Annotated in this window: 17 protein-coding genes, 5 tRNA genes and 1 pseudogene; 10 read left to right on the plus strand and 13 right to left on the minus strand. The window is 63.6% G+C overall.

Annotated elements, in window-relative coordinates:
- Nucleotides 1–1233, minus strand: coding sequence for an ABC transporter substrate-binding protein (locus VE092_RS19930; RefSeq protein WP_324879729.1), 1233 nt, complete (start codon nucleotides 1231–1233; stop codon nucleotides 1–3).
- 235 nt (nucleotides 1234–1468) lie between these two features.
- On the opposite strand from VE092_RS19930, the gene VE092_RS19935 reads away from it, so the two are divergent.
- The 5 genes and pseudogenes from VE092_RS19935 (at nucleotide 1469) to VE092_RS19955 (ending at nucleotide 5028) form a co-directional block, all read left to right on the plus strand.
- Nucleotides 1469–2392, plus strand: coding sequence for a LysR family transcriptional regulator (locus VE092_RS19935; protein ID WP_324879730.1), 924 nt, complete (start codon nucleotides 1469–1471; stop codon nucleotides 2390–2392).
- 78 nt (nucleotides 2393–2470) lie between these two features.
- Nucleotides 2471–3052: a DJ-1/PfpI family protein gene (locus tag VE092_RS19940; RefSeq protein WP_324879731.1), complete on the plus strand. Its 582-nt coding sequence runs from the start codon at nucleotides 2471–2473 to the stop codon at nucleotides 3050–3052.
- Nucleotides 3053–3739: 687 nt separating this feature from the next.
- Nucleotides 3740–3901, plus strand: a pseudogene (locus tag VE092_RS19945) (PAS domain-containing protein); the annotation flags it as partial.
- A gap of 153 nt (nucleotides 3902–4054) precedes the next feature.
- On the plus strand, nucleotides 4055–4642 hold the full coding sequence (locus tag VE092_RS19950; RefSeq protein ID WP_324879732.1) for a sigma-70 family RNA polymerase sigma factor: 588 nt from the start codon (nucleotides 4055–4057) through the stop codon (nucleotides 4640–4642).
- Nucleotides 4642–5028: a hypothetical protein gene (locus VE092_RS19955; protein ID WP_324879733.1), complete on the plus strand. Its 387-nt coding sequence runs from the start codon at nucleotides 4642–4644 to the stop codon at nucleotides 5026–5028. Before VE092_RS19950 ends, VE092_RS19955 begins: the two co-directional genes overlap by 1 nt.
- 30 nt (nucleotides 5029–5058) lie before the next feature.
- Here VE092_RS19955 and VE092_RS19960 read toward each other — a convergent pair whose 3' ends face one another.
- The 5 genes from VE092_RS19960 to VE092_RS19980 form a co-directional block, all read right to left on the minus strand.
- Entirely contained in the window at nucleotides 5059–5853 is a 795-nt protein-coding gene (locus VE092_RS19960) for an enoyl-CoA hydratase-related protein (RefSeq protein ID WP_324879734.1), read from the minus strand.
- Nucleotides 5854–5987: 134 nt separating this feature from the next.
- Complete coding sequence (locus tag VE092_RS19965) at nucleotides 5988–6905, minus strand: NAD(P)-dependent oxidoreductase (RefSeq protein ID WP_324879735.1); 918 nt, start codon at nucleotides 6903–6905, stop codon at nucleotides 5988–5990.
- Complete coding sequence (locus VE092_RS19970) at nucleotides 6902–7225, minus strand: putative quinol monooxygenase (protein WP_324879736.1); 324 nt, start codon at nucleotides 7223–7225, stop codon at nucleotides 6902–6904. The genes VE092_RS19965 and VE092_RS19970 overlap by 4 nt, the downstream gene beginning before the upstream one ends.
- Nucleotides 7226–7236: 11 nt before the next feature.
- Nucleotides 7237–8586 (minus strand): flagellar biosynthesis protein FlgA, encoded by a 1350-nt coding sequence (locus VE092_RS19975; protein ID WP_324879737.1) that lies wholly within the window; start codon nucleotides 8584–8586, stop codon nucleotides 7237–7239.
- Between the two features lie 214 nt (nucleotides 8587–8800).
- On the minus strand, nucleotides 8801–9721 hold the full coding sequence (locus tag VE092_RS19980) for a LysR substrate-binding domain-containing protein (RefSeq protein ID WP_324879738.1): 921 nt from the start codon (nucleotides 9719–9721) through the stop codon (nucleotides 8801–8803).
- Between the two features lie 229 nt (nucleotides 9722–9950).
- Here VE092_RS19980 and VE092_RS19985 point away from each other — a divergent pair, with 229 nt between their 5' ends.
- On the plus strand, nucleotides 9951–10976 hold the full coding sequence (locus tag VE092_RS19985; protein ID WP_180668250.1) for a TRAP transporter substrate-binding protein: 1026 nt from the start codon (nucleotides 9951–9953) through the stop codon (nucleotides 10974–10976).
- A complete protein-coding gene (locus VE092_RS19990; RefSeq protein ID WP_324879739.1) occupies nucleotides 10973–12850 on the plus strand; it encodes a TRAP transporter large permease subunit in 1878 nt (625 codons plus the stop codon). The genes VE092_RS19985 and VE092_RS19990 overlap by 4 nt, the downstream gene beginning before the upstream one ends.
- Before the next feature lie 242 nt (nucleotides 12851–13092).
- On the opposite strand, the gene VE092_RS19995 is transcribed toward VE092_RS19990, so the two are convergent.
- From VE092_RS19995 to apbC, 7 genes are all read right to left on the minus strand, one after another.
- Nucleotides 13093–13168: transfer RNA gene (locus VE092_RS19995), tRNA-Glu, on the minus strand.
- A gap of 73 nt (nucleotides 13169–13241) precedes the next feature.
- Nucleotides 13242–13317 (minus strand) — tRNA-Ala (locus tag VE092_RS20000).
- Between the two features lie 109 nt (nucleotides 13318–13426).
- Nucleotides 13427–13502, minus strand: a tRNA-Glu gene (locus tag VE092_RS20005).
- Between the two features lie 56 nt (nucleotides 13503–13558).
- Nucleotides 13559–13634 (minus strand) — tRNA-Glu (locus VE092_RS20010).
- A gap of 73 nt (nucleotides 13635–13707) precedes the next feature.
- Nucleotides 13708–13783 (minus strand) — tRNA-Ala (locus tag VE092_RS20015).
- A 73-nt stretch (nucleotides 13784–13856) separates the two neighbouring features.
- The gene (gltX, locus tag VE092_RS20020; RefSeq protein ID WP_077238180.1) at nucleotides 13857–15257 is read right to left on the minus strand and encodes a glutamate--tRNA ligase; all 1401 of its coding nucleotides are present in this window, start codon (nucleotides 15255–15257) and stop codon (nucleotides 13857–13859) included.
- Nucleotides 15258–15401: 144 nt separating this feature from the next.
- Nucleotides 15402–16490, minus strand: coding sequence for an iron-sulfur cluster carrier protein ApbC (gene apbC, locus VE092_RS20025; RefSeq protein WP_324879740.1), 1089 nt, complete (start codon nucleotides 16488–16490; stop codon nucleotides 15402–15404).
- A gap of 218 nt (nucleotides 16491–16708) precedes the next feature.
- On the opposite strand from apbC, the gene metG reads away from it, so the two are divergent.
- The 3 genes from metG to VE092_RS20040 all read left to right on the plus strand — a co-directional run bounded on the left by metG (nucleotide 16709) and on the right by VE092_RS20040 (nucleotide 20547).
- Nucleotides 16709–18772: a methionine--tRNA ligase gene (metG, locus tag VE092_RS20030; RefSeq protein ID WP_039877121.1), complete on the plus strand. Its 2064-nt coding sequence runs from the start codon at nucleotides 16709–16711 to the stop codon at nucleotides 18770–18772.
- Between the two features lie 42 nt (nucleotides 18773–18814).
- Nucleotides 18815–19294, plus strand: coding sequence for a GNAT family N-acetyltransferase (locus VE092_RS20035; protein ID WP_006465467.1), 480 nt, complete (start codon nucleotides 18815–18817; stop codon nucleotides 19292–19294).
- A gap of 269 nt (nucleotides 19295–19563) precedes the next feature.
- Nucleotides 19564–20547: a sugar-binding transcriptional regulator gene (locus VE092_RS20040; RefSeq protein ID WP_006465468.1), complete on the plus strand. Its 984-nt coding sequence runs from the start codon at nucleotides 19564–19566 to the stop codon at nucleotides 20545–20547.
- The last annotated feature ends 23 nt before the right edge of the window (nucleotides 20548–20570 follow it).

Below are 20570 nucleotides of genomic sequence, written 5' to 3' on the forward strand. Positions count from 1 at the left end.
TTACTGCTTGACCAGCGGGCAGGCCGCATCCATCGGACGGAAGGCCTGCTGCGCCGGGATCACCGACAACAGCTTCAGGTAATCCCAGGCGCCCTTGGATTCGGCCGGGGTCTTGACCTGGTACAGGTACATGTCGTGGATCACGCGGCCATCGGGACGGATGGAGGCATTGCGCATGACGGCGTCGGAGATCGGAATCTCGCGCATCTTCTGCGAAACCACCTTCCAGTCGGAGGTCTTGGCGGCAGAGCGCGCCTTCAGGAATTGATAGACGCTGGAATAGACACCCGCCTGCACCATGGTCGGCTTGATGTTCTTGAACTGCGATTCGAAGCGCTTGGAGAAGGCGCGCGTCTGCTCGTCGTAATCCCAGTAGAACCCATCGGTATAGACCAGCCCCTGCGCCGCCTCCAGGCCCAGCGCATGCACATCCGACAGGAACACCAGCAGCGCCACCAGACGCTGGTCCTTGCCGCCGATAGCGAACGAGCGCGCCTGCTTGATGGCGTTGACCACGTCGGTGCCACCATCGGCCAGGCCGATCACCTGTGCCTTGGACGCCTGCGCCTGCAGCAGGAAGGACGAGAAGTCCGAGGCGTTCAGCGGATGGCGCACCGAACCCACCACCGTGCCGCCGTTGGCCTTGACCACATCGGAGGCATCCTTCTCCAGCGAATGACCGAAGGCATAGTCCACCGTCACGAAGTACCAGGACTTGTTGCCCAGCTTGGTCAGCGCGGCAGCCGCACCAGCGGCCTGGGAGTAGGTGTCAAACATCCAGTGGAAGCCGTTGGGCGCACATTCGGCGGTGGTCAGCGCACCGGTGGCCGGGCCGCTGTACATGGCGATGCCGCCCTTGTCCTTGATCAGCTTCTGCACTGCCAGCGCCACCGAGGAATTGGTCAGGTCGGCGATGGCCTCGACCTTGTCGCGATCCAGCCATTCGCGGGCACGGGTCACGCCCACATCGGGCTTGTTCTGGTTGTCAGCCGAGAGCACCTCGATCTTCATGCCCTTGCATTCGTTCTTGAGGCAATCCTCCACGGCCATCTTGGCCGCCACCACCGAGCCCTGGCCGCCCATGGCCGAATACGGGCCGGACATGTCGGTCAGCACGCCGATCTTGACCGTGTTGGCATCCTGCGCCATCGCCGGCGCGACGGTGGCCGCCAGCGAAACGGTACAGGCCACCGCGGCCGCCGAGAGGGAACGGCCGAAAGCGTTCTTGCGCATCTTGTCTCCTTGATCTTGTGATTGTTGTCGGCAGCGCCCGGTGGGTATCGAAGCTTGCAGGCCTCAATGCCGAACCTTGCCGTGATCCTCCTGCCGCCTGGCGACCTCTGCACCACTTGGGTGCCATTGCGGCCCCGCTATTCTGCATGTGCGAATTTATCGATACAATAACCACAAAGACAAAACGCTTTTGCATCAATGCAAATCCAAGATCAGGCAACGCCATGGAGACACCATGCTGGACTGGGACAACCTGAGGGTCTTCCTCGAACTCACGCGCAGCCAGGGGCTGGTGGATGCGGCCAAGAAATTGGGCATCGACCACTCCACCGTCTCGCGCCGGATGAAGCGCTTCGAGGAACAGGTCGGCAGCCAGCTGTTCGACCGTAACAACCACGGCTACAAGCTGACCGCCGAGGGCTATCGGCTGGTGCAATACGCCGAACAGGTGGAAAGCACCCTCTACGCTGCCACCGAGGAACTGGGCGGCCACAACAGCAAGCTCTCCGGCCAGGTCCGCCTGGGTGCCACCGAAGGTTTCGGCACCTACGTCCTGGCGCCGCACATTGCCCACTTCTGCGCCCGCAATCCGCATATCACGGTGGACATGCTGCCCATGCCGCGCTTTGTGAACCTGTCCAAGCACGAGGCCGACATCAGCGTCTCCATCGAGCGGCCCTTGTCGGGTAATTACGTGGTCACAAAACTGTCCGACTATGTCCTGAAGCTTTATGCTTCACGTGAGTACCTGGCCCAGCACCCGACCATTCACACCGTGTCTGATCTGGCGCAACATAACTTCATCGGCTACATCGACGATCTGGTCTTCAGTGAAGAATTGCGCTACAAGGATACGGTGGCGCCGGACGCCTTCCGCGCCTTCCGCAGCACCAGCGTGGTGGCGCAGTACACGGCGGCCTGCGCCGGGCGCGCGCTGGCGATCCTGCCCTGCTTCCTGGCCCAGCAGTCCGAGCAACTGGTGCCGGTGCTGCCCGACGAGATCGCCATCACGCGCACCTTCTGGCTGGTGGCCTCCAGCGAGCAGCGGCATGTGGCGCGGGTCTCGGCGCTGTGGAGTTATCTGCGCGAATGCGTGGAGCTGAACCGCGACTTCCTGATGGGCCAGTCGCGGCAGATGCGCTGGCTGGACGCGCAGTAGATCGACAAGACATCCGTTCCAACCCGGCCGCTGCGCGCCCTCCCCGCGCCCGGCGGTCCTTCCCCCAAGGAGATGATGATGGCTGCAAAGAAGATCCTGCTGTTGACCGGCGATTTCGCCGAAGACTACGAAACCATGGTGCCGTTCCAGGCGCTGCAGATGGTGGGCCACACCGTACACGCGGTATGCCCCGGCAAGAAGGCCGGCGACAAGGTCAAGACCGCCATCCACGACTTCGAAGGCGACCAGACCTATACCGAGAAACCCGGCCACCAGTTCGCCCTCAACGCCAGTTTCGACGAGGTCAGCGCGGCCGGCTACGACGCCCTGGTGGTGGCCGGTGGCCGTGCCCCGGAATATCTGCGCCTGAACCCCAAGGTGATCGAACTGGTGCAGGCCTTCGCCAAGGCCGACAAGCCCATCGCCGCCGTCTGCCACGGCCCGCAGGTGCTGGCTGCCGCTGGCGTGCTGGAAGGCAAGAAGGTCTCGGCCTACCCGGCCTGCGCACCGGAGGTGAAACTGGCTGGCGGCCAGTTCGCCGAGATCGCCGTAGATGCCGCCATCACGGATGGCAAGCTGGTCACCGCCCCGGCCTGGCCCGCCCATCCGGCCTGGCTCGCGCAATTCCTGCAGGTGCTGGGGACGCGCATCGAACTCTGAAGACAGCTGTAGCCGTGACGAAAGCGCATCCCGCGGGATGCGCTTTTTTCATTTCCAACGAAAGATCATTCGCATTTTCAGATGAGCAATTATGAGGAAGAAGATCATTGATGAATAAGGCTTCACTCCACAAGGAAAGATTGCCAAAATGAATTTTGCTCACGTTTTGGCATATCGTAATCAGTCCCAGGCGGTGGGTGTCGCGTTCACCTTATAAAGCCAGCCTTTCTTGTTGCACGGCGTGCAACCGGAAACGCGTCTGCAAGTTCGGCAGGCGACACCCACGCAGCTGGAGAACAAATCAGATGATCGTCGTGCATATCCTGGACGGCTGACCCGGCCACCCACCAGGCGCGTCCCTGCCTGATCCGACCCGATGGATCGCCGAAGCACCGGACCACTCATTCCCATTCACACCCACGCCATCCACAGGCCCATCCGGCCAGCGGACCGGGCATCGTTTTGCCATTCCCATCGCCATTGCCATCGTCTTACGCCCATGAAGATCAACGACTTGCCCCAGGACCTGGTCCTTCGTGTCGACCAAGGTGCCGCCCCATCCCACGATCTGCCCCACCACCGCACCAGCCAGGCCAAGCCGCCCGCCCGGCTCCATCCAAAGGCCGGCCTCGTCGGCACGGCGGCCGATGACGAGGCCGCCCCCCCTTCCCGGCCCAGGCCACGCTCATGTCCAGTACCGACACCAGCAGCGTGCTGACCTATGCCAACTCCAGCTTCGTCGACATCAGCGGCTTTTCCCGCGACCAGCTGATCGGCCCGCCACACAATATCGTTCGCCATCCTGACCTGCCGCGTGAAGCTTTCGCCGACATGTGGGCCGCCTTGCGCCAGGCGATCAAGGTGTTCGAGCACGACTGACGCCCCTCCCTGCCCCCCCCCTGCAGCCCTCCCCCGGGCTGGCGGCGGAACCGCTAGAATCGCGGTTCCGCTGCGTTTTTCGCCGAGAACACAATATCGGCGGCGCTGACCCGTCTTCAGGGTATGCAGCCCACTTCCCTACTTTCCCCGATGAGCGACCAGGACCGCGAGATCACCGCCACCGTCATGCGCGAGCGCAGCCGGCTGGGCGGCTTCATCCGCCGCCGGGTGGCCGACGCGGGCGAAGCCGAAGACATCCTGCAGGAAGTGTTCTACGAGTTCGTCCAGGCCTACCGCCTGCCGGAGCCCATCGAACAGGTCAGCGCCTGGCTGTTCCGGGTGGCGCGCAACCGCATCATCGACCGCTTCCGCAAGAAGAAGGAAGAACCGCTGCCCGAGTCCCGCGATGCCGAAGACTTCGACGGCGCCGACCAGGCCTGGCGACTGGACCTGCTGCTGCCGGCCAGCGAAGATGGACCGGAGGCAGCCTATGCCCGCGCCGCCCTGATCACTGCCCTGCAGGAAGCGCTGGAGGAATTGCCCGAGGCACAGCGCGAAGTCTTCATCGCGCACGAACTCGATGGCAAGAGTTTCAAGGAAATGGCTGCCGACAGTGGCACCAGCCTCAATACCCTGCTGGCGCGCAAGCGCTACGCCGTCCTGCACCTGCGCGAACGCCTGCAGGCGGTCTATGACGAATTGGAGATGTAATGGAACAGATGAACGAGATGGAACCCCGCCCCACCGGCCCGGCAACGGAAGATCCTGCCCGCTGGCGCCACACCGGCCGCCGCTGGTGGCTGGGCAAGATGATCCTCTGCCTGCTGGTATTGCCGCTGTTGGGCGTGGTGGTGATGCTGTTGTGGAACTGGGTGATGCCGCCGACTTTCCCCGGGGTCAATCCGATCGGCTTCTGGCGTGCGGTGGGCCTGCTGGCCCTGTGCCGGATACTGTTCGGTGGTTTCCGGGGCCGCCACGGCGGCTGGCACGAGAAGCGCCGCTTCATGCGCGCACGCTGGGAAGCCATGACACCCGAAGAACGTGAACGCTGCGGTCGTCGCGGCCGCATGTTCTGCCGTGGCCGCGGCGAACGCTGACCCCGACGTTCGAAGGCGAGCGACTAACGACTAGCGATCACCAACGACCCACGAAGGCGTTCCCTTTTCCAGGAAGGCCCGCAAACCCTCCCTTCCCTCGTCCGATGCGCGCAGGTCGGCGATGACCCCGGCGGTGTATTCCGACAGCGCCGGCGTGACCTGCAGGGGATTGGCCACCTGCACCAGTTGCTTGGCCGCGCGCATGGCCTGCGGCCCGTTGGCCAGCAAGGTATCGATCAATTGCAGCACCTTGCCGTCGAGCTCGGAGGCCAGTGTCACTTCGTGGACCAGGCCGATGGCAGCGGCGCGCACGGCGGAAAAACGCTCGCCCGAGACGAAGAAGCGCCTGGCCTGCGACACCCCCATCTTGGCGATCACATAGGGGCTGATGGCCGCTGGCGCCAGGCCCAGCTTGACCTCCGAGAGCGCGAAGAAGGCCTCTTCCGACGCCACCACGATATCGCAGCACGACACCAGCCCCACGCCCCCGCCCATGACTGCGCCCTGCACCTTGGCCAGGGTCGGTGCCGGGAAGCCGTTGAGGGTTTCCATCAACAGCGCCAGTTTGCGGGCGTCGCGCAGGTTGTCCTCGCGCGAAGCATCGGCCATGCGCCGCATCCAGGCCAGGTCGGCACCGGCCGAGAAGGATTTGCCGGTCGAGCTCAGCAACAGCAGCCGGGTGCGGGGATCATCGCGGGCCTGGGTGATCAGGTCGATCAGCAGCGCGATCAACTGGTCGTCGAAGGCGTTGTGCACGTCCGGCCGGTTCAGCGTGAGCGTGGCCAGGCCACGGGAATCGATGTCGAGATGGGCTGCGCTGCTCATGGGGGCTCCTGTGTTGGTCTTGCTGCGCAGCGGTCAAGGCTGCGCAGGAGCCCGCAGGATAGCGCAAAACACAAGGCGACAATGTTGCGACGCCGACAATCGGGAGCCCCTTGGCGACCTCTCGCACTCGTAGATTAAATGTGAACAGGCCCTACGGTATTGATGCGCCTAAGCTGTTCGATGATGGCACTGTGATCCAGCTCGCCATCGCCACTGGCCACCATGTCGTCAAAGAGCCTGTCGGCCGTCTCCAGCATCGGCAGCGACAAACCCAGTGTCCCTGCCATGGCCACGGCGGTGCGGGTGTCCTTGAGCTGGTACTTGGCCGGCCCGCCGGGCTTGAAGTCAGCCTGGATCATGCGCAGGGCATGCTGGCGCAGGGCCGTGGAATCGGCAAAGCCACCCAGCAGCGCCTCCCTCACGCGCGCCGGATCGGCGCCGCCACGCTCGGCCATCAACATGGCCTCGGCCACGCTGGTGATATTGGCGGCCACCATCATCTGGTTGACCAGCTTGGCCAGTTGGCCGCAACCGGCCGGCCCCACATGGGTCGGCCGTCCCATGAGACGCAAGAGCGGCTCGGCCAGCGACCAGGCCGCAGCATCGCCGCCAGCCATGATGGCCAGCGCGGCTTCGCGTGCGCCCTTTTCGCCACCGGAGACGGGTGCATCGATGTAGTGAACGCCCTGCGCGCCGGCCACGCGCGCCTGTTCCTGCGCGGTTGCCACCGGGATCGAACTCATCACCACCAGCAAGGCGCCCGGGCGCATGGCTGCAATCAGGCCGGAGGGCCCCAGCAAGACCTCGTCGCAAGCGGGACCGGAACTGAGCATGCAGATCACCGCGTCGCTGCCGGCGGCCACTTCACGCGCCTGAACCACCAGTTGCACATCCAGCGCCGCCAGCGGGGCCGCCTTGGACGGCGTGCGGTTCCAGGCGCGCACCCGCAGACCGGCTCGCGCCAGATGGCCGGCCATCGGCAAGCCCATGATGCCGGTACCGACGAAACCGATATCTTGCATATTGCGGGGAGCGTTAGCGGACGTACTCATGCCCGCGCTCCCGTCACCGGACGCTGCAGGTGACCCAGCCGCACCGGCAGCTCACGTACCACCAGTGCCGGGAAACCCGCCTGGAAGCGCTTCAGATGTGGCGTCTCCAGATGCCGGTCGAAGGCCTGGCGGTCATCATAGAGTTCATAGAACAGTACGTGGTCCGAACCCGGCAGCGCGACCACGTCGAAGCGCTGGCACCCGGGTTCGTCATGGATGGAATGGTGGGCGTCGTCATCGGCCAGTGCGAGAAAAGCCGCCATGCAGGCCGGCTTGACCTCGAACTCGGCGATCACGACGAATGCGCTGGCACTCGTCATGCTCGTTCCCGTCAGCGCAGGTTGCCGCGGGCCTGGTGTTCCATGTCGCGGCGCAGGGCCACCACATCCAGGTCGTTGACCAGTTCCACATCCTCGAAGCGCACGATGCTGTCCTTGGCCACGGCGCGCTTGAGCTTGACGTTGTGGGCCAGGCCGATGGGCAAGGCGCCGATGGCCAGGCTCTTGCTGGCCGGGATGGCGTTGGCCCAGACCGCATACCCGCCTTCGCCGTCAAGGAATTCGCCGGGCTTCAGATCGCGCTTGGCGGTCGCCACGGCATCACCCCGGAACTCCTTGGAGCAGCCGGTCGATTCACCCCGCAGCACGGCCGACAGCACGCTGATGCTGGTCTCCAGGCCGATCATGTGGAATGGCCGCCACATCGAGCCATACCAGCCGGACTTGTCCACCAGCAGGCCATATTGTTTGAAGCAGGCGCGGGCGTATTCGGTCGGTGCCTTGAAGGTGACGAAGACGCCATAGCGGATGTTGTTGAAGACTTCGCGGCCATCCGGCTCCTGGCTGGCGGCGATATCGACCAGCCCGGCACGGGCCAGGCGCCCGCCTTCGGCCGCCGGCTTGAATACCCCGGCCAGGTCATGCAGACCGGTGGGCGGGAAGGCCAGCCCGTCGTCCGGGCAATCCAGGCCGGTGCCGTTGGCCACTGCCGCCATTTCGATGGCAGCCTTGGTGCCGTCGGTGAAGGAGTTGTACATCTTGGGATTGAAATCGCCCTTGGCCACTTCTTCATCGGTCCAGCCGAAGTAGCTCCACACGGTATCGGGCGTCGAATAGCGATAGCGCGGCTCGAAATTCATGCCCTTGCCCGCCGAGACCAGCTCGAAACCGCAGGAGCGCACCCAGTCCACCAGTTCGCAGATGATGGCCGGCTGGTCGCCATAGGCCATGCTGTAGACCAGTCCCTTGGCCTTGGCGCGCGCGGCCAGCAGGGGACCACACATGCAGTCCGCTTCGACGTTGACCATCACCACATGCTTGCCGCCCTCAATCGCGTCGAGTGCATGGCGCACCCCGGCGATGGGATGACCGGTGGCTTCGATGATGCATTCGATCTCTTCGCAATCGGCCAGCGCGGCGGCATTTTCCAGCACGCAGGTGGTGCCGTTCTTGACGGCCTCGCCCAGGCTCTTGGCCAGATACCGCTCCTTGGACCAGCCCACACGCTCCAGCGCGGCATGGGCCTTGCTCACGTTGAGGTCGGCCACGCCGATGATGTGCATCCCTTCGATATGCTGCGCCTGGGCCAACACCATGGAGCCGAACTTACCGGCGCCGATCAGGCCGACGCGCACCGGGCGGCCGGCCGCCGCGCGCTCGCGCAGCAAGCTGTACAGATTCATGTCTCTTCCTTCTCGTAATGGACGACGGCCGTCCCATCGGTAGCCGTCGCTGCGACTGGAGGTCAGATCCGGCAGGCGCAATGCCTGACCATGTCCGCTTTTTTGCGGGGGAGTTGCAGTAGCGACTGCATACCCAACCCGTGCGAAAAAGTGTAATCAGCCGGTTTTGTTAAAACAATTAACATTTACGAGAAGAAAGTGTAGATTTTCTAATCTATCTGAGTTCTCTCAAGCCCGACGGGAGCCACTGTTGCGCCTGCCATTGCCGGACTTCCTCGCGCAGCCAGTCCAGGAACAGACTGACTTTCTTCTTGCGCAGGCTATCCACCGGGCAGACCACCCATTGCGTGGTCTGGGCCACCCGGGGCGGATCAGCGACCGGACAGACCAGGCGCCCTTCCTGCAGTTCGCGCCACATCATCAGCGAGCTTTCCAGCGCCAGGCCAATGCCGTCGGCCGCCGCATCGATGGCCATGTGGCTGCGGTCGAACAGCACGCGGCGCATCTGGTTGGGCGGGGTGATGCGATTGAGCGAAAACCAGGTCGGCCACTGCACCTGGGACTTCACCGACTGGATCAGGCGATGATGGACCAGCTCCTCCGCGCTCAGGCTAGCGGCGCCGGCATAGTCCGGGCGGCAGACCGGGAAGAACAGTTCCTCGGCCAGCCCTTCCGTGTAGAGACCCGGCCACTGGCCCCGGCCGTGACGGATTTCGACGTCCACCGTCTCGCGGGTGAAATCGGTGACTTCATTGGTCCCGTTGAGACGTACTTCGAGGTCCGGATTGGCATCCAGAAATCCCTTCAGGCGCGGCAGCAGCCACTTGCTCGACAGCGTGGGCGTGGCGCGCACGGTCAGGAGGGTCACCGGACGCAGGCCGCGAATGCTCTGGGTGGCTTCGGAAATACGGTCGATCTCCTCGGCAATCATGGAAAAGTAGCGCTCCCCGGCCTCGGTCAGGGCCACCCCGCGCCCGACCTTGACCATCAGCGAGGTCCCCAGGTGGGTTTCCAGCGACTGGATCTGCTGGCTCACCGCCGAGGGCGTGACGTTGAGCTCCTCGGCAGCCGCCGAGATGCTGCCGGAGCGGGCGGCGGCATGGAACACGCTGATGGCACGCAGAGGGAGATACATAGGCTCACCGTTTAAATTTTCTACAGATTGATGAAAAATAAATTAATTGTACTTCACCAATAAAGCTTTTAAATTCAGTCACGCACTCGGATCGATGTCGCTGGAATGGCATTGCAGGCCGGTGCAGGCACAGCCGCAGAGCTGTCTTACCTGGATGCGTCGCAAGACCGACCGGCCCGGCCGGACCGGCGGCGGCGCTCCTCCGATACAAGAAAACAGGAGACCCAGCATGAGCAAGATTTCCCCCCGCGGCATGTCGCGCCGTTCCGTCCTGGCTGCCGCCGCCGCGCTGCCACTGGTGAGCATCTGGAGCAAGCCGGCACGCGCTGCCGAATTCAACTACAAGCTGGCCACCGGCCAGTCGCTGGACCAGCCCATCAACGCACGCCTGAAGCAAGCCACCGACCGCATCCGCGAAGCCAGTTCGGGGCGTCTGGACATCCGCTTCTTCCCGGCCAGCCAGCTGGGATCGGATACCGACCTGCTGACCCAGGTGCGCACCGGGGGCGTTGAGTTCCTCAACCTGGCCGGCTCGGTCATTTCCACCGTGGTCCCGCTGGCGGCCATCACCAATGTCGGCTTCACCTACTCCGACTACCAGCAGGTCTGGTCCAGCGTGGATGGCGAACTGGGCAAGCTGATCCGCGCCCAGATCGAAAAGACCGGCATGATCTCGGTCTCCAAGGCGGCCGACAACAGCTTCCGGCAGATTTCCTCTTCCTCCAAACCGATCAAGAGCCCCGCCGACCTGGCCGGCTATCGTATCCGGGTGCCGGTATCACCGATGTTCACCTCGCTGTTCAAGTCGCTGGGCGCCAATCCGACCTCGATCAATTTCAACGAGCTCTATACCGCCTTGCAGACCAAGCTGGTCGATGGCCAGGAAAACGGCCTGGTCGCCATCGATGCCGGCAAGCTCTACGAAGTGCAGAAATACATCAGCCAGACCAACCACATCTGGGATCCGTTCTGGCTGCTGGGCAACCGGCGTGCCTTCCAGGCACTGCCGGACGATCTCAAGGACATCGTGCGACGCGAATTCGACCGCGCCAGCATGGAGCAGCGTGGCGATGTGGAGCAACTTAACGCGTCCCTGAAAGACCAGCTGATCAAGAAAGGCATCACCTTCGACACCGCCAATCGCGACGCCTTCCGCAAGGCCCTCACCGAAGCCGGTTTCTACAAGGAATGGAAGGACAAGTTCGGTGCCGCCCCCTGGGCAGCGCTGGAAGCCGTCGTGGGGAAGATGGCATGAGCGCCGTGCACAGCCTGCCCTCCGGGGCTGCGCTGGGCCACCAGGGTGCGCCGCGCAGTGTGATCGACAGTTGCCAGCACTGGCTGCAGAAAGGGGTGGAATCGCTGGCGGCGGTGGTGCTGGTGGCCGAGGTAGTGATCCTGATGGCCGGCATCATCGCCCGTTCGGTGCTGCACAGTTCGCTGATCTGGAGTGACGAACTGGCCTCCATTCTCTTCCTATGGCTGGCCATGCTGGGCTCGGCGCTGGCGGTACAGAAAAACTGCCATATGCGCCTGAGCTTCTTCGTCTCCAAGCTCTCGCCGCGCATGCAGGTGTGGGCCGAAACCCTGGCCGTGGGCGTGACACTGGTGATGCTGGCACTGCTGCTGCATCCCAGTATCGACTATGTGGAAGATCAGGGCTTCGTGGAAACGCCGGCCCTGGGCTGGAGCGGCATGGTGCGGGCGCTGGCCCTGCCGGTGGGCTTTGCGGTCGCCCTGGCCAGCTGCGCACTGCGACTGCTGCAGCATGGCAAGCGCGATCTGTTGACCGTCGGGCTGCTGCTGGCATTGCTCGCTGGCGCCTGTTATCTGGGTGCGCCGATGCTCACGTCCATGGGGCAGCGCGCCCTGCCGGTGTTCTTCCTCGGCATGCTGGGAATGGCGGTCATGGCCGGGGCGCCGATAGCCTTTGCCTTCGCCATGGCCACCAGCGCCTACCTGCTGTGCACGACCTCGACACCGCTGGTGATCGTGGTGGGACGCATGGATGAAGGCATGAGCAGCCTGATCCTGCTGGCCGTGCCGATGTTCGTCCTGCTGGGACAGCTGGTCCATGCCACCGGGCTGGCGCGAGTGATGGTGGAATTCCTGGCATCGCTGGTGGGCCACGTGCGGGGTGGCATGTCCTATGTGCTGCTGGGCGCGATGTTGCTGGTATCGGGCATCTCCGGCTCCAAGACGGCCGACATGGCGGCGGTGGCGCCGGTGCTGTTTCCCGAGATGCGCAAGCGCGGGGTGCAGGACAGCGAGCTGATCTCACTGCTGGCGGCTTCCGGAGCGATGAGCGAGACCATTCCGCCCTCGCTAGTATTGATCGCCATTGCCTCGGTGACCGGCATCTCGATTGCAGCGTTATTTACGGCGGGTATCCTGCCGGCCATCGTGCTGGCGCTGGTACTGGCGGTCGTAGCCTGGTGGCGCGCCGGACGCGATCATGAAGAAAAGCCGCGTGCCCCGGCACGCCAGGTACTGCGTACGCTGGCCATCGCCTTCCCGGCATTGCTGCTGCCCTTCGTGATCCGCACTGCGGTCGTCGAGGGCGTTGCCACGGCAACCGAAGTCTCGACCATCGGCATCGGCTATTCATTGATCGTCGGCCTGCTGATCTATCGTGGCAGCCTGAAGTGGAGCATGGCCATGCCCATCCTGATCCAGACGGCGGCCTTGTCGGGGGCGATCCTGTTCATCGTCGGCGCTGCCAGCGCCATGGGCTGGGCCTTGACGCAATCAGGGTTCTCGCATGACCTGGCGCAGATGATGACGCACGTGCCGGGCGGCGCCACCGGCTTCCTGCTGGTGTCGATCGCTGCCTTCATCGTGCTGGGCAGCGTGCTGGAGGGCATTCCCGCCATCGTGCTGTTTGCACCGCTGTTGTTCCCGGTGGCGCATCAGCTGGGCATCCATGAGATCCACTATGCGATGGTGGTAATTCTCGCGATGGGACTGGGCGTGTTCGCTCCCCCCTTCGGTCTGTGCTATTACGCGGCTTGCATCATCGGCCAGGTGGCACCGGAGGTCGCCTTGCGCAGGATCTGGTTGTATCTGGGAGTGCTGCTGGTGGGGCTGGTGGCTATTACGTTTGTGCCGTGGATTTCTACTTGTTTTCTTTGAGTGGGGATGGGGATATAAGTAAGCCCGCTTGCGCGGGCTTCCGGTTACCTGCTTGGCCTGGATTGCTTTCGGTGCGCGTTCAGCCGTCGGCTAACGCTCGCTGCGCGAGCGAGGGATTCGCTCACGTGCCGCGGGCCCGGTTTCGCTTGCAAGCGAAACCCTTCGAATCCCCCCGCGATGTGCTCAAGCACATCGCTAGGTGCCGCCAAACAAAAAAGCCCGCTTGCGCGGGCTTTTCTATTTGGCGTCCCCTGGGGGATTCGAACCCCCGTACTCACCGTGAAAGGGTGATGTCCTAGGCCTCTAGACGAAGGGGACAAAACGGTTACAACTGCAAAATTCCTCGAATCAGCTCTTCCACTAATTCACCCCACATATCCATGTGGGTCGCTGGTGGAGGTAAGCGGGATCGAACCGCTGACCTCTTGCATGCCATGCAAGCGCTCTCCCAGCTGAGCTATACCCCCTGCGAAAGGAAAAGTCCCAAACTCCGGACTATCCAACCTCAAGGTAGCCTGAACAATCAGACTACTTCAACTTTTAACAGCCCGACGGCAATCGGACTATTTTTCTACCTGGCGTCCCCTGGGGGATTCGAACCCCCGTACTCACCGTGAAAGGGTGATGTCCTAGGCCTCTAGACGAAGGGGACAACGTACTGCTTCATACCTGTGCTGCTTGCTGGGTGACAGCACAGATATCAGAATCTGGCGTCCCCTGGGGGATTCGAACCCCCGTACTCACCGTGAAAGGGTGATGTCCTAGGCCTCTAGACGAAGGGGACAAGCAGGTACTTCAATTCACTTCTACATCTCAAGCTTCGCCTGAAATATCACCGCCAAACATCTGCGGGTCGCTGGTGGAGGTAAGCGGGATCGAACCGCTGACCTCTTGCATGCCATGCAAGCGCTCTCCCAGCTGAGCTATACCCCCGTTGCGAAGAAGCGAGATTATGCAATACCTATTTTCAAAAGACAACATCTTTTTGAAGAATTATTTCCTTTTCTCAAACATATGCCGCCAAACGTGCCTGAACAGCCTCACGGCCGAACAATTGCAGTACGGCGTCAATGGCCGGGGTCTGCAATTGACCTGCGACGATCAGGCGCAAGGGCATGGCCAGCTGCGGCATCTTGATGCCATGCGCCGCCAGGACTTCCTTGATCATCGGGGCGATGGCTTCCTTGGTCCACTCCACCGTGGCCACGCGCTGGGCGAAGTCGGCCAGGGCCGGCTTGATGGCGTCGGTGATGTGCTGGGCCACCAGCGCTGCATCGGGGGCCGGCTGGCGGTAGAACATCAGTGCCGCAGCGGCGATCTCGTTGACCGTATTGGCGCGATCCTTCAGCAAGCCGATCACGGCCGCCAGGTCCGGCGCGCCTTCGAAGACGGCGCCCTGCGCTTCCAGCAGCGGGCGCACCAGGCCGGCCAGGCGGGTGTTGTCGGCCAGCTTGATGTAGTGGTTGTTTAGCCAGTTCAGCTTTTCCGGGTTGAATTGCGCCGGGGCCTTGGTCAGGTGGTCCAGGTCGAACCATTCGCAGAACTGCTGCATCGAGAAGATCTCGTCGTCGCCGTGGCTCCAGCCCAGGCGGGCCAGGTAGTTCAGCATGGCTTCGGGCAGGTAGCCCTGAGCCGGGTAGTCCATCACGCTGACCGCGCCGTGGCGCTTGGACAGCTTCTCACCATCGGCGCCCAGGATCATGGGGACATGGCCGTATTCCGGCAGCGTGCCGCCCAGGGCCTTGAGGATGTTGATCTGGCGCGGCGTGTTGTTCACATGGTCGTCACCACGGATGACGTGGGTGATCTTCATGTCCCAGTCGTCCACCACCACACAGAAGTTGTAGGTCGGGGTGCCGTCCGGGCGGGCGATCACCAGGTCGTCCAGCTCGCGGTTGGAGATGGTGATGGGGCCCTTGACCACGTCGTTCCAGCTGACCTCGCCGTCCTGCGGGTTCCTGAAGCGCACCACCGGCTTGCGCTCTGCGGGGATGGCCGGCAGGGTCTTGCCCGGCTCCGGGCGCCAGGTGCCGTCGTAACGCGGCTTTTCGCCGGCAGCGCGCTGGCGTTCGCGCATGGCTTCCACTTCCTCGGGAGTGCAATAGCAGTGGTAGGCCGTGCCCTGCGCCAGCATCTGGCCGATCACTTCGCGATAGCGATCCATGCGCTTCATCTGATAGAACGGACCCTCGTCATGCTCCAGACCCAGCCATTGCATGCCCTCGATGATGGCCTGCACCGCTTCCGGGGTGGAACGCTCGACGTCGGTATCCTCGATGCGCAACACGAAGGTGCCGCCGAAGCGACGGGCATAGGCCCAGGAGAACAGCGCCGTGCGGGCGCCGCCCAGGTGCAGATAGCCGGTGGGACTGGGAGCGAAACGGGTACGTACTTGAGTGGCAGTCATGATCGGGAATGAAAAACCAAAACGGCCTTGGCACGCCAAAGCCGTACAACGGTCAGGGATGGAATCGGAAAGGCGTCATTTTAACGCCTTTGCAGGCGGGCACGCCATGCCGGCGGCCCGCCCGGGAGGCTCAACCGGCAACGTTCAGTCGTTCTGCACCACGATGCTGGGGAACTTGCTGGACATATCGCGTGCCTTCTCGGCCACCTTCACGGCCACCTTGCGGGCGATGGCCTTGTAGATCTCGGCCACCTTGCCCTGCGGATCGGCCACCACGGTGGGGGTGCCGGAGTCGGTCTGCTGGCGGATTTCCATGGTCAGCGGCAAGGCGCCCAGGAAGTCCACGCCGAAGTCGGCGCACATCTTCTCGCCGCCACCCACGCCAAAGATGGGCTCGGCGTGGCCGCAGTTGGAGCAGACGTGCATGCTCATGTTTTCCACGATGCCCAGGATGGGGATGCCGACCTTCTCGAACATGCGCAAGCCCTTGCGCGCGTCCAGCAGGGCGATGTCCTGGGGCGTGGTCACGATCACGGCGCCGGTGACCGGCACCTTCTGCGACAGCGTCAGCTGCACGTCGCCGGTGCCGGGGGGCATGTCGACGATGAGGTAATCCAGGTCGCGCCAGTTGGTCTGGTCCAGCAATTGCTGCAGGGCCTGGGTGACGATGGGGCCGCGCCAGACCATGGGTTCGTCGGGGTCGATCATGAAGCCGATGGAGGAGACCTGCAGGCCGTGGTTTTCCAGCGGCTCCATGGTCTTGCCATCCTTGGTTTCGGGCTGGCCGGAGATGCCCATCATCATGGGCTGGGAGGGGCCGTAGATATCGGCATCCAGGATGCCCACGCGCGCGCCCTCGGCCGACAGTGCCAGCGCCAGGTTGACCGCCGTGGTGGACTTGCCTACGCCGCCCTTGCCGGAAGCCACCGCAATGATGTTCTTGACGTTGCTCTTGAGCTTGATGCCGCGCTGCACCGCATGGGCCACGATCTTGAAATAGACGTTGGCTTCCACGGCGGTCACGCCGGGCAGCTTGCCCAGCGCCTCTTCGACCCGCTGGCGCATCGGTGCGACCTGGCTGGCCGCCGGGTAACCCAGTTCCACGTCCAGCAGCACGCGGCCGCCCTCGACGCGGATGTTGCGGGCTTCCTTGCCCCGGATCAGGTCACGGCCGGTATTGGGGTCGATCACCTGCAACAGGGCCGCCTTGATCTCTTCCACGGTAATGCTCATTGTTTCTCCTTGCTCAGAACCCGCAAGTCTAAACCAATCGGGCCCGTGCCGCCCCGGCGCGGGATCAAACCGGGGGCCGCACCACCGCCCCCAGGCAAGCCAAAGCCATTGCAATGGAGCAACTACTGCGCCCAAGGGCCGCTGGCTGATAGAATGCCCCTCTTTCATGGCAGTTTCCGGCTGCCTCAATCAACCCTCTTGCATCGTCCGTATCGCCAATGAGCACTTCAGCACCTCGCCAACTCTTCGTCACGACCGCACTCCCCTACGCCAACGGCGCTTTCCACATCGGCCATATCATGGAATACATCCAGGCCGACATCTGGGTCCGGTTCCAGCGAATGCAGGGCAATGAGGTGCACTTCGTGGGCGCCGACGATGCCCACGGCGCGCCCATCATGATCGCGGCCGAAAAGGCCGGCATCACGCCGCAGCAGTTCGTGGCCAACATCGCTGCCGGTCGCAAGCAGTATCTGGACGGCTTCCACATCGCCTTCGACAACTGGAGCTCCACCGACAGCCCGGAGAACCACGAGCTGTCGCAGGAGATCTACCGCGCCCTGCGCGACCAAGCCCAGCTGATCTCGACCAAGACCATCGACCAGTTCTATGACCCGGTCAAGAACATGTTCCTGCCGGACCGCTACATCAAGGGCGAATGTCCCAAGTGCGGTACCAAGGACCAGTACGGCGACTCCTGCGAGAACTGCAGCGCCGTCTATGCCCCGACCGACCTGAAGAACCCGTACTCGACGCTGTCCGGCGCCACGCCGGTGATGAAGTCCTCGGAACACTTCTTCTTCAGGCTGTCCGACCCGAAATGCGTGGAATTCCTGCGCGAATGGGCGCTCGACAGCAACCGCCTGCAACCGGAAGTGGCCAACAAGGCCCGCGAATGGCTGGACGGCGAAGGCGGCCTGGGCGACTGGGACATCAGCCGTGACGCGCCCTACTTCGGCATCGAGATTCCCGACGCTCCGGGCAAGTATTTCTACGTCTGGCTGGATGCGCCCATCGGCTACCTGGCCTCGCTGAAGAACTACTTCGTCAAGACCGGCCGTGATTTCGATGCCTTCATGGCCGATGACAAGACCGAGCAATACCACTTCATCGGCAAGGACATCACCTACTTCCACACCCTGTTCTGGCCCGCCATGCTGAAATTCGCCGGCCGCAAGACGCCCAACAACGTCTTCGCGCACGGCTTCATCACGGTCAGCGGCGAGAAGATGTCGAAGTCGCGCGGCACCGGCATCTCGCCGCTGCGCTACCTGGACATCGGCATGAACCCGGAATGGCTGCGCTACTACATCGCCGCCAAGCTGAACGCCAAGGTCGAGGACGTGGATTTCAACCCGGATGACTTCGTCGCCCGCGTCAATGCCGACCTGATCGGCAAGTACGTCAACATCGCCAGCCGTGCTGCAGGCTTCATCGCCAAGCGCTTCGAAGGTCGCGTCTCCACACAATGGGCGACCGCCGACGACGCCTTCCTGGGCAAGCTGCGCGGCGTGGCCGATGAAATCCGCAGCCTCTACGAACAGCGCGAATACGGCAAGGCCCTGCGCCTGGTGATGGAACAGGCCGACGCCATCAACGCCTACGTGGACGCCAACAAGCCCTGGGAGCTGGCCAAGGACAGCAGCAAGGACGCGCAACTGCACGAAGTCTGCAGCCGCCTGCTGGAAGCCTTCCGCATCCTGACCATCTACCTCAAGCCGGTACTGCCGCAACTGGCCGCCCAGGTGGAAGCCTTCTTCAAGGTACAGCCCTTCCAGTGGAGCGACGTGACCACGCCGCTGGCCGATGGCCACGTCATCAATGCCTACTCGCACCTGATGCAGCGCGTCGATCCCAAGATGCTGGATGCCCTGTTCGAGGCGCCGGAAGCCCCTGCGGCAGCGCCTGCAGTCGAAGAGAGCGCTATCGAAGAACTGGCCCCGGAAATCTCCATCGACGACTTCGCCAAGATCGATCTGCGCATCGCCAGGATCGTCAACTGCGAAGCCGTCGAAGGCTCCACCAAGCTGCTGCGCCTGACCCTGGATGCCGGCGAAGGCCGCACCCGCAATGTCTTCTCCGGCATCGCCTCGGCCTACAAGCCGGAAGAACTGGTCGGCAAGCTGACCGTGATGGTGGCCAACCTGGCGCCGCGCAAGATGAAGTTCGGTATCTCCGAAGGCATGGTGCTGGCCGCCTCGGCCAAGGATGAAAAGGCCAAGCCGGGCATCTACGTGCTCAACCCGTGGCCGGGCGCCGAGCCGGGCATGCGGGTGCGCTGAGCACGACCGGCACCGGATCGCCTGCACTGGAGGAGACAGCCTATGGATTTCCTGATACGTGAAGCCACATCGGAAGACGCCACCCTGATCGCCGACCTGACCCGGCATAGCTGGGCCAACAAGGTGGCGCCCACTTCCTCCGGCCACCGCGAGGCGGCCGACCATGTGGTGGAAGACCTGCAGCACGGCGGCGCCTTCATCCTGCTGCGCGGCGAAACGCCGGCCGGTTCGGTGCGCTGGCTGCCGCTCGATACCGAGAGCGACGTCTGGGAAATCCGCCGCATGGGCATCGCCCCGGCCTTCCGTGGCGAGCGCCTGTCGCAGCACCTGATGGAAGCCCTGATCCATCGCGCCCAGTCGGCCGACGTGCGCGAGCTGCGCCTGGCGGTGCGCACCGACCAGGCGCAACTGGTGGACCTGTATGCCGCCTTCGGTTTCGAGATCGCACCGGAACTGGAGTACACCCGCGCCAATCCGCACGAGGCAGCGCCGATCGTGATGCGCCGGGTGATGCGGCACTAGGGCCTCACCGAAGCACTCCCGCCCTCTCCTCCCGAACAAGCGACGCCCTGGTGCGTCGCTTTTCTTTTGCACTGCCCCGCCCTTATCCCTTCCCCCGGCTCTACGCCACCAAACCCAGCCTGGAACAGATGTTCATCAAGCCGTAACAATCGCTCGCTACCATCGTGAAAACGTTGTCAGGCGGCCGTCCCGCCTGGCCTGCCGGGGGCGGGTCGGGCGCATGGTCCGTTTCTTCACTTTTTCGCAATTTCGCTCTTCAGAAAAGAACAATGGCCCAAGCGGATCGACAGGAAACCGCCTACATGGCGGTGCGCGTGGCGCGCCTCTACTATTTCCAGAACATGACCACGGCGGCCATTGCCGACGAGATCGGCACCTCGCGCGCGACCGTCTCACGCCTGCTGTCCTATGCGCTGGACCGGGGCCTGGTGGAAATCCGCGTGCACGACCCGCAGCAGGTCTCCGGCAGCCTGGAAGCCGCCCTCGCCCACCACTACCGCCTGCGTTCCATCCAGGTGGTACCGGTGGCCGCCGCTGCCACCGAGAAGGAGACCCTGCAGCGCGTGACCTGCCATGCCGCCGCCTATGTCAATTCGCTGGTGACACCAGGCACCGTCATCGGCCTGGCCTGGGGCACCACGGTGGCGCAGATCGCCGACCAGTTGCTGCCGCGCCATGTGCATGATGTGGATGTGGTGGCGCTCAATGGCTCCGGCAGCGGCGCCAGCTTCATCAACAGCTTCAGCGAATCCATCGTCTCCCGCTTTGCCCAGAACTACGGAGCACGCGCCCATCACCTGCCGGTACCGGCCTTCTTCGACTATCCCGAGACGCGCAGTGCGCTGTGGCGCGAAAAGAGCATCAAGGCCATCCGCGACCTGCAAGAACGCGCCTCCATCCTGCTCTTTTCCATCGGTGCCGAAGCCACCGGCAGCTACATCCACACCGCCGGCTACCTGGGCGCGGACGAGCGCCGCATCCTGCGCGAAGACGGTCTGGTGGGCGACATCGCCACGGTCTTCTTCCGCGCCGACGGCAGCTGGCGCGACGTCGCCTTCAACGGCCGCAACAGCGGGCCGGACATGGACTGCTTCGCCCGCGCCGCCCACGCGCTGTGCGTGGTCTCCGGCACCGGCAAGCTGCCCGGTCTGAAGGCGGCGCTGCGGGGCGGCTTCATCAACGAGCTGATCATCGACGAAACCAGCGCACGCCTGCTGGTCGAGCAGATCCGCAGCGGCGCGGCGGCGGCCTGATCGCCCGGCCCGCATCCTGAGTC

This window comes from Herbaspirillum sp., from assembly GCF_035644555.1.
Taxonomy (GTDB): Bacteria; Pseudomonadota; Gammaproteobacteria; order Burkholderiales; family Burkholderiaceae_D; genus Herbaspirillum.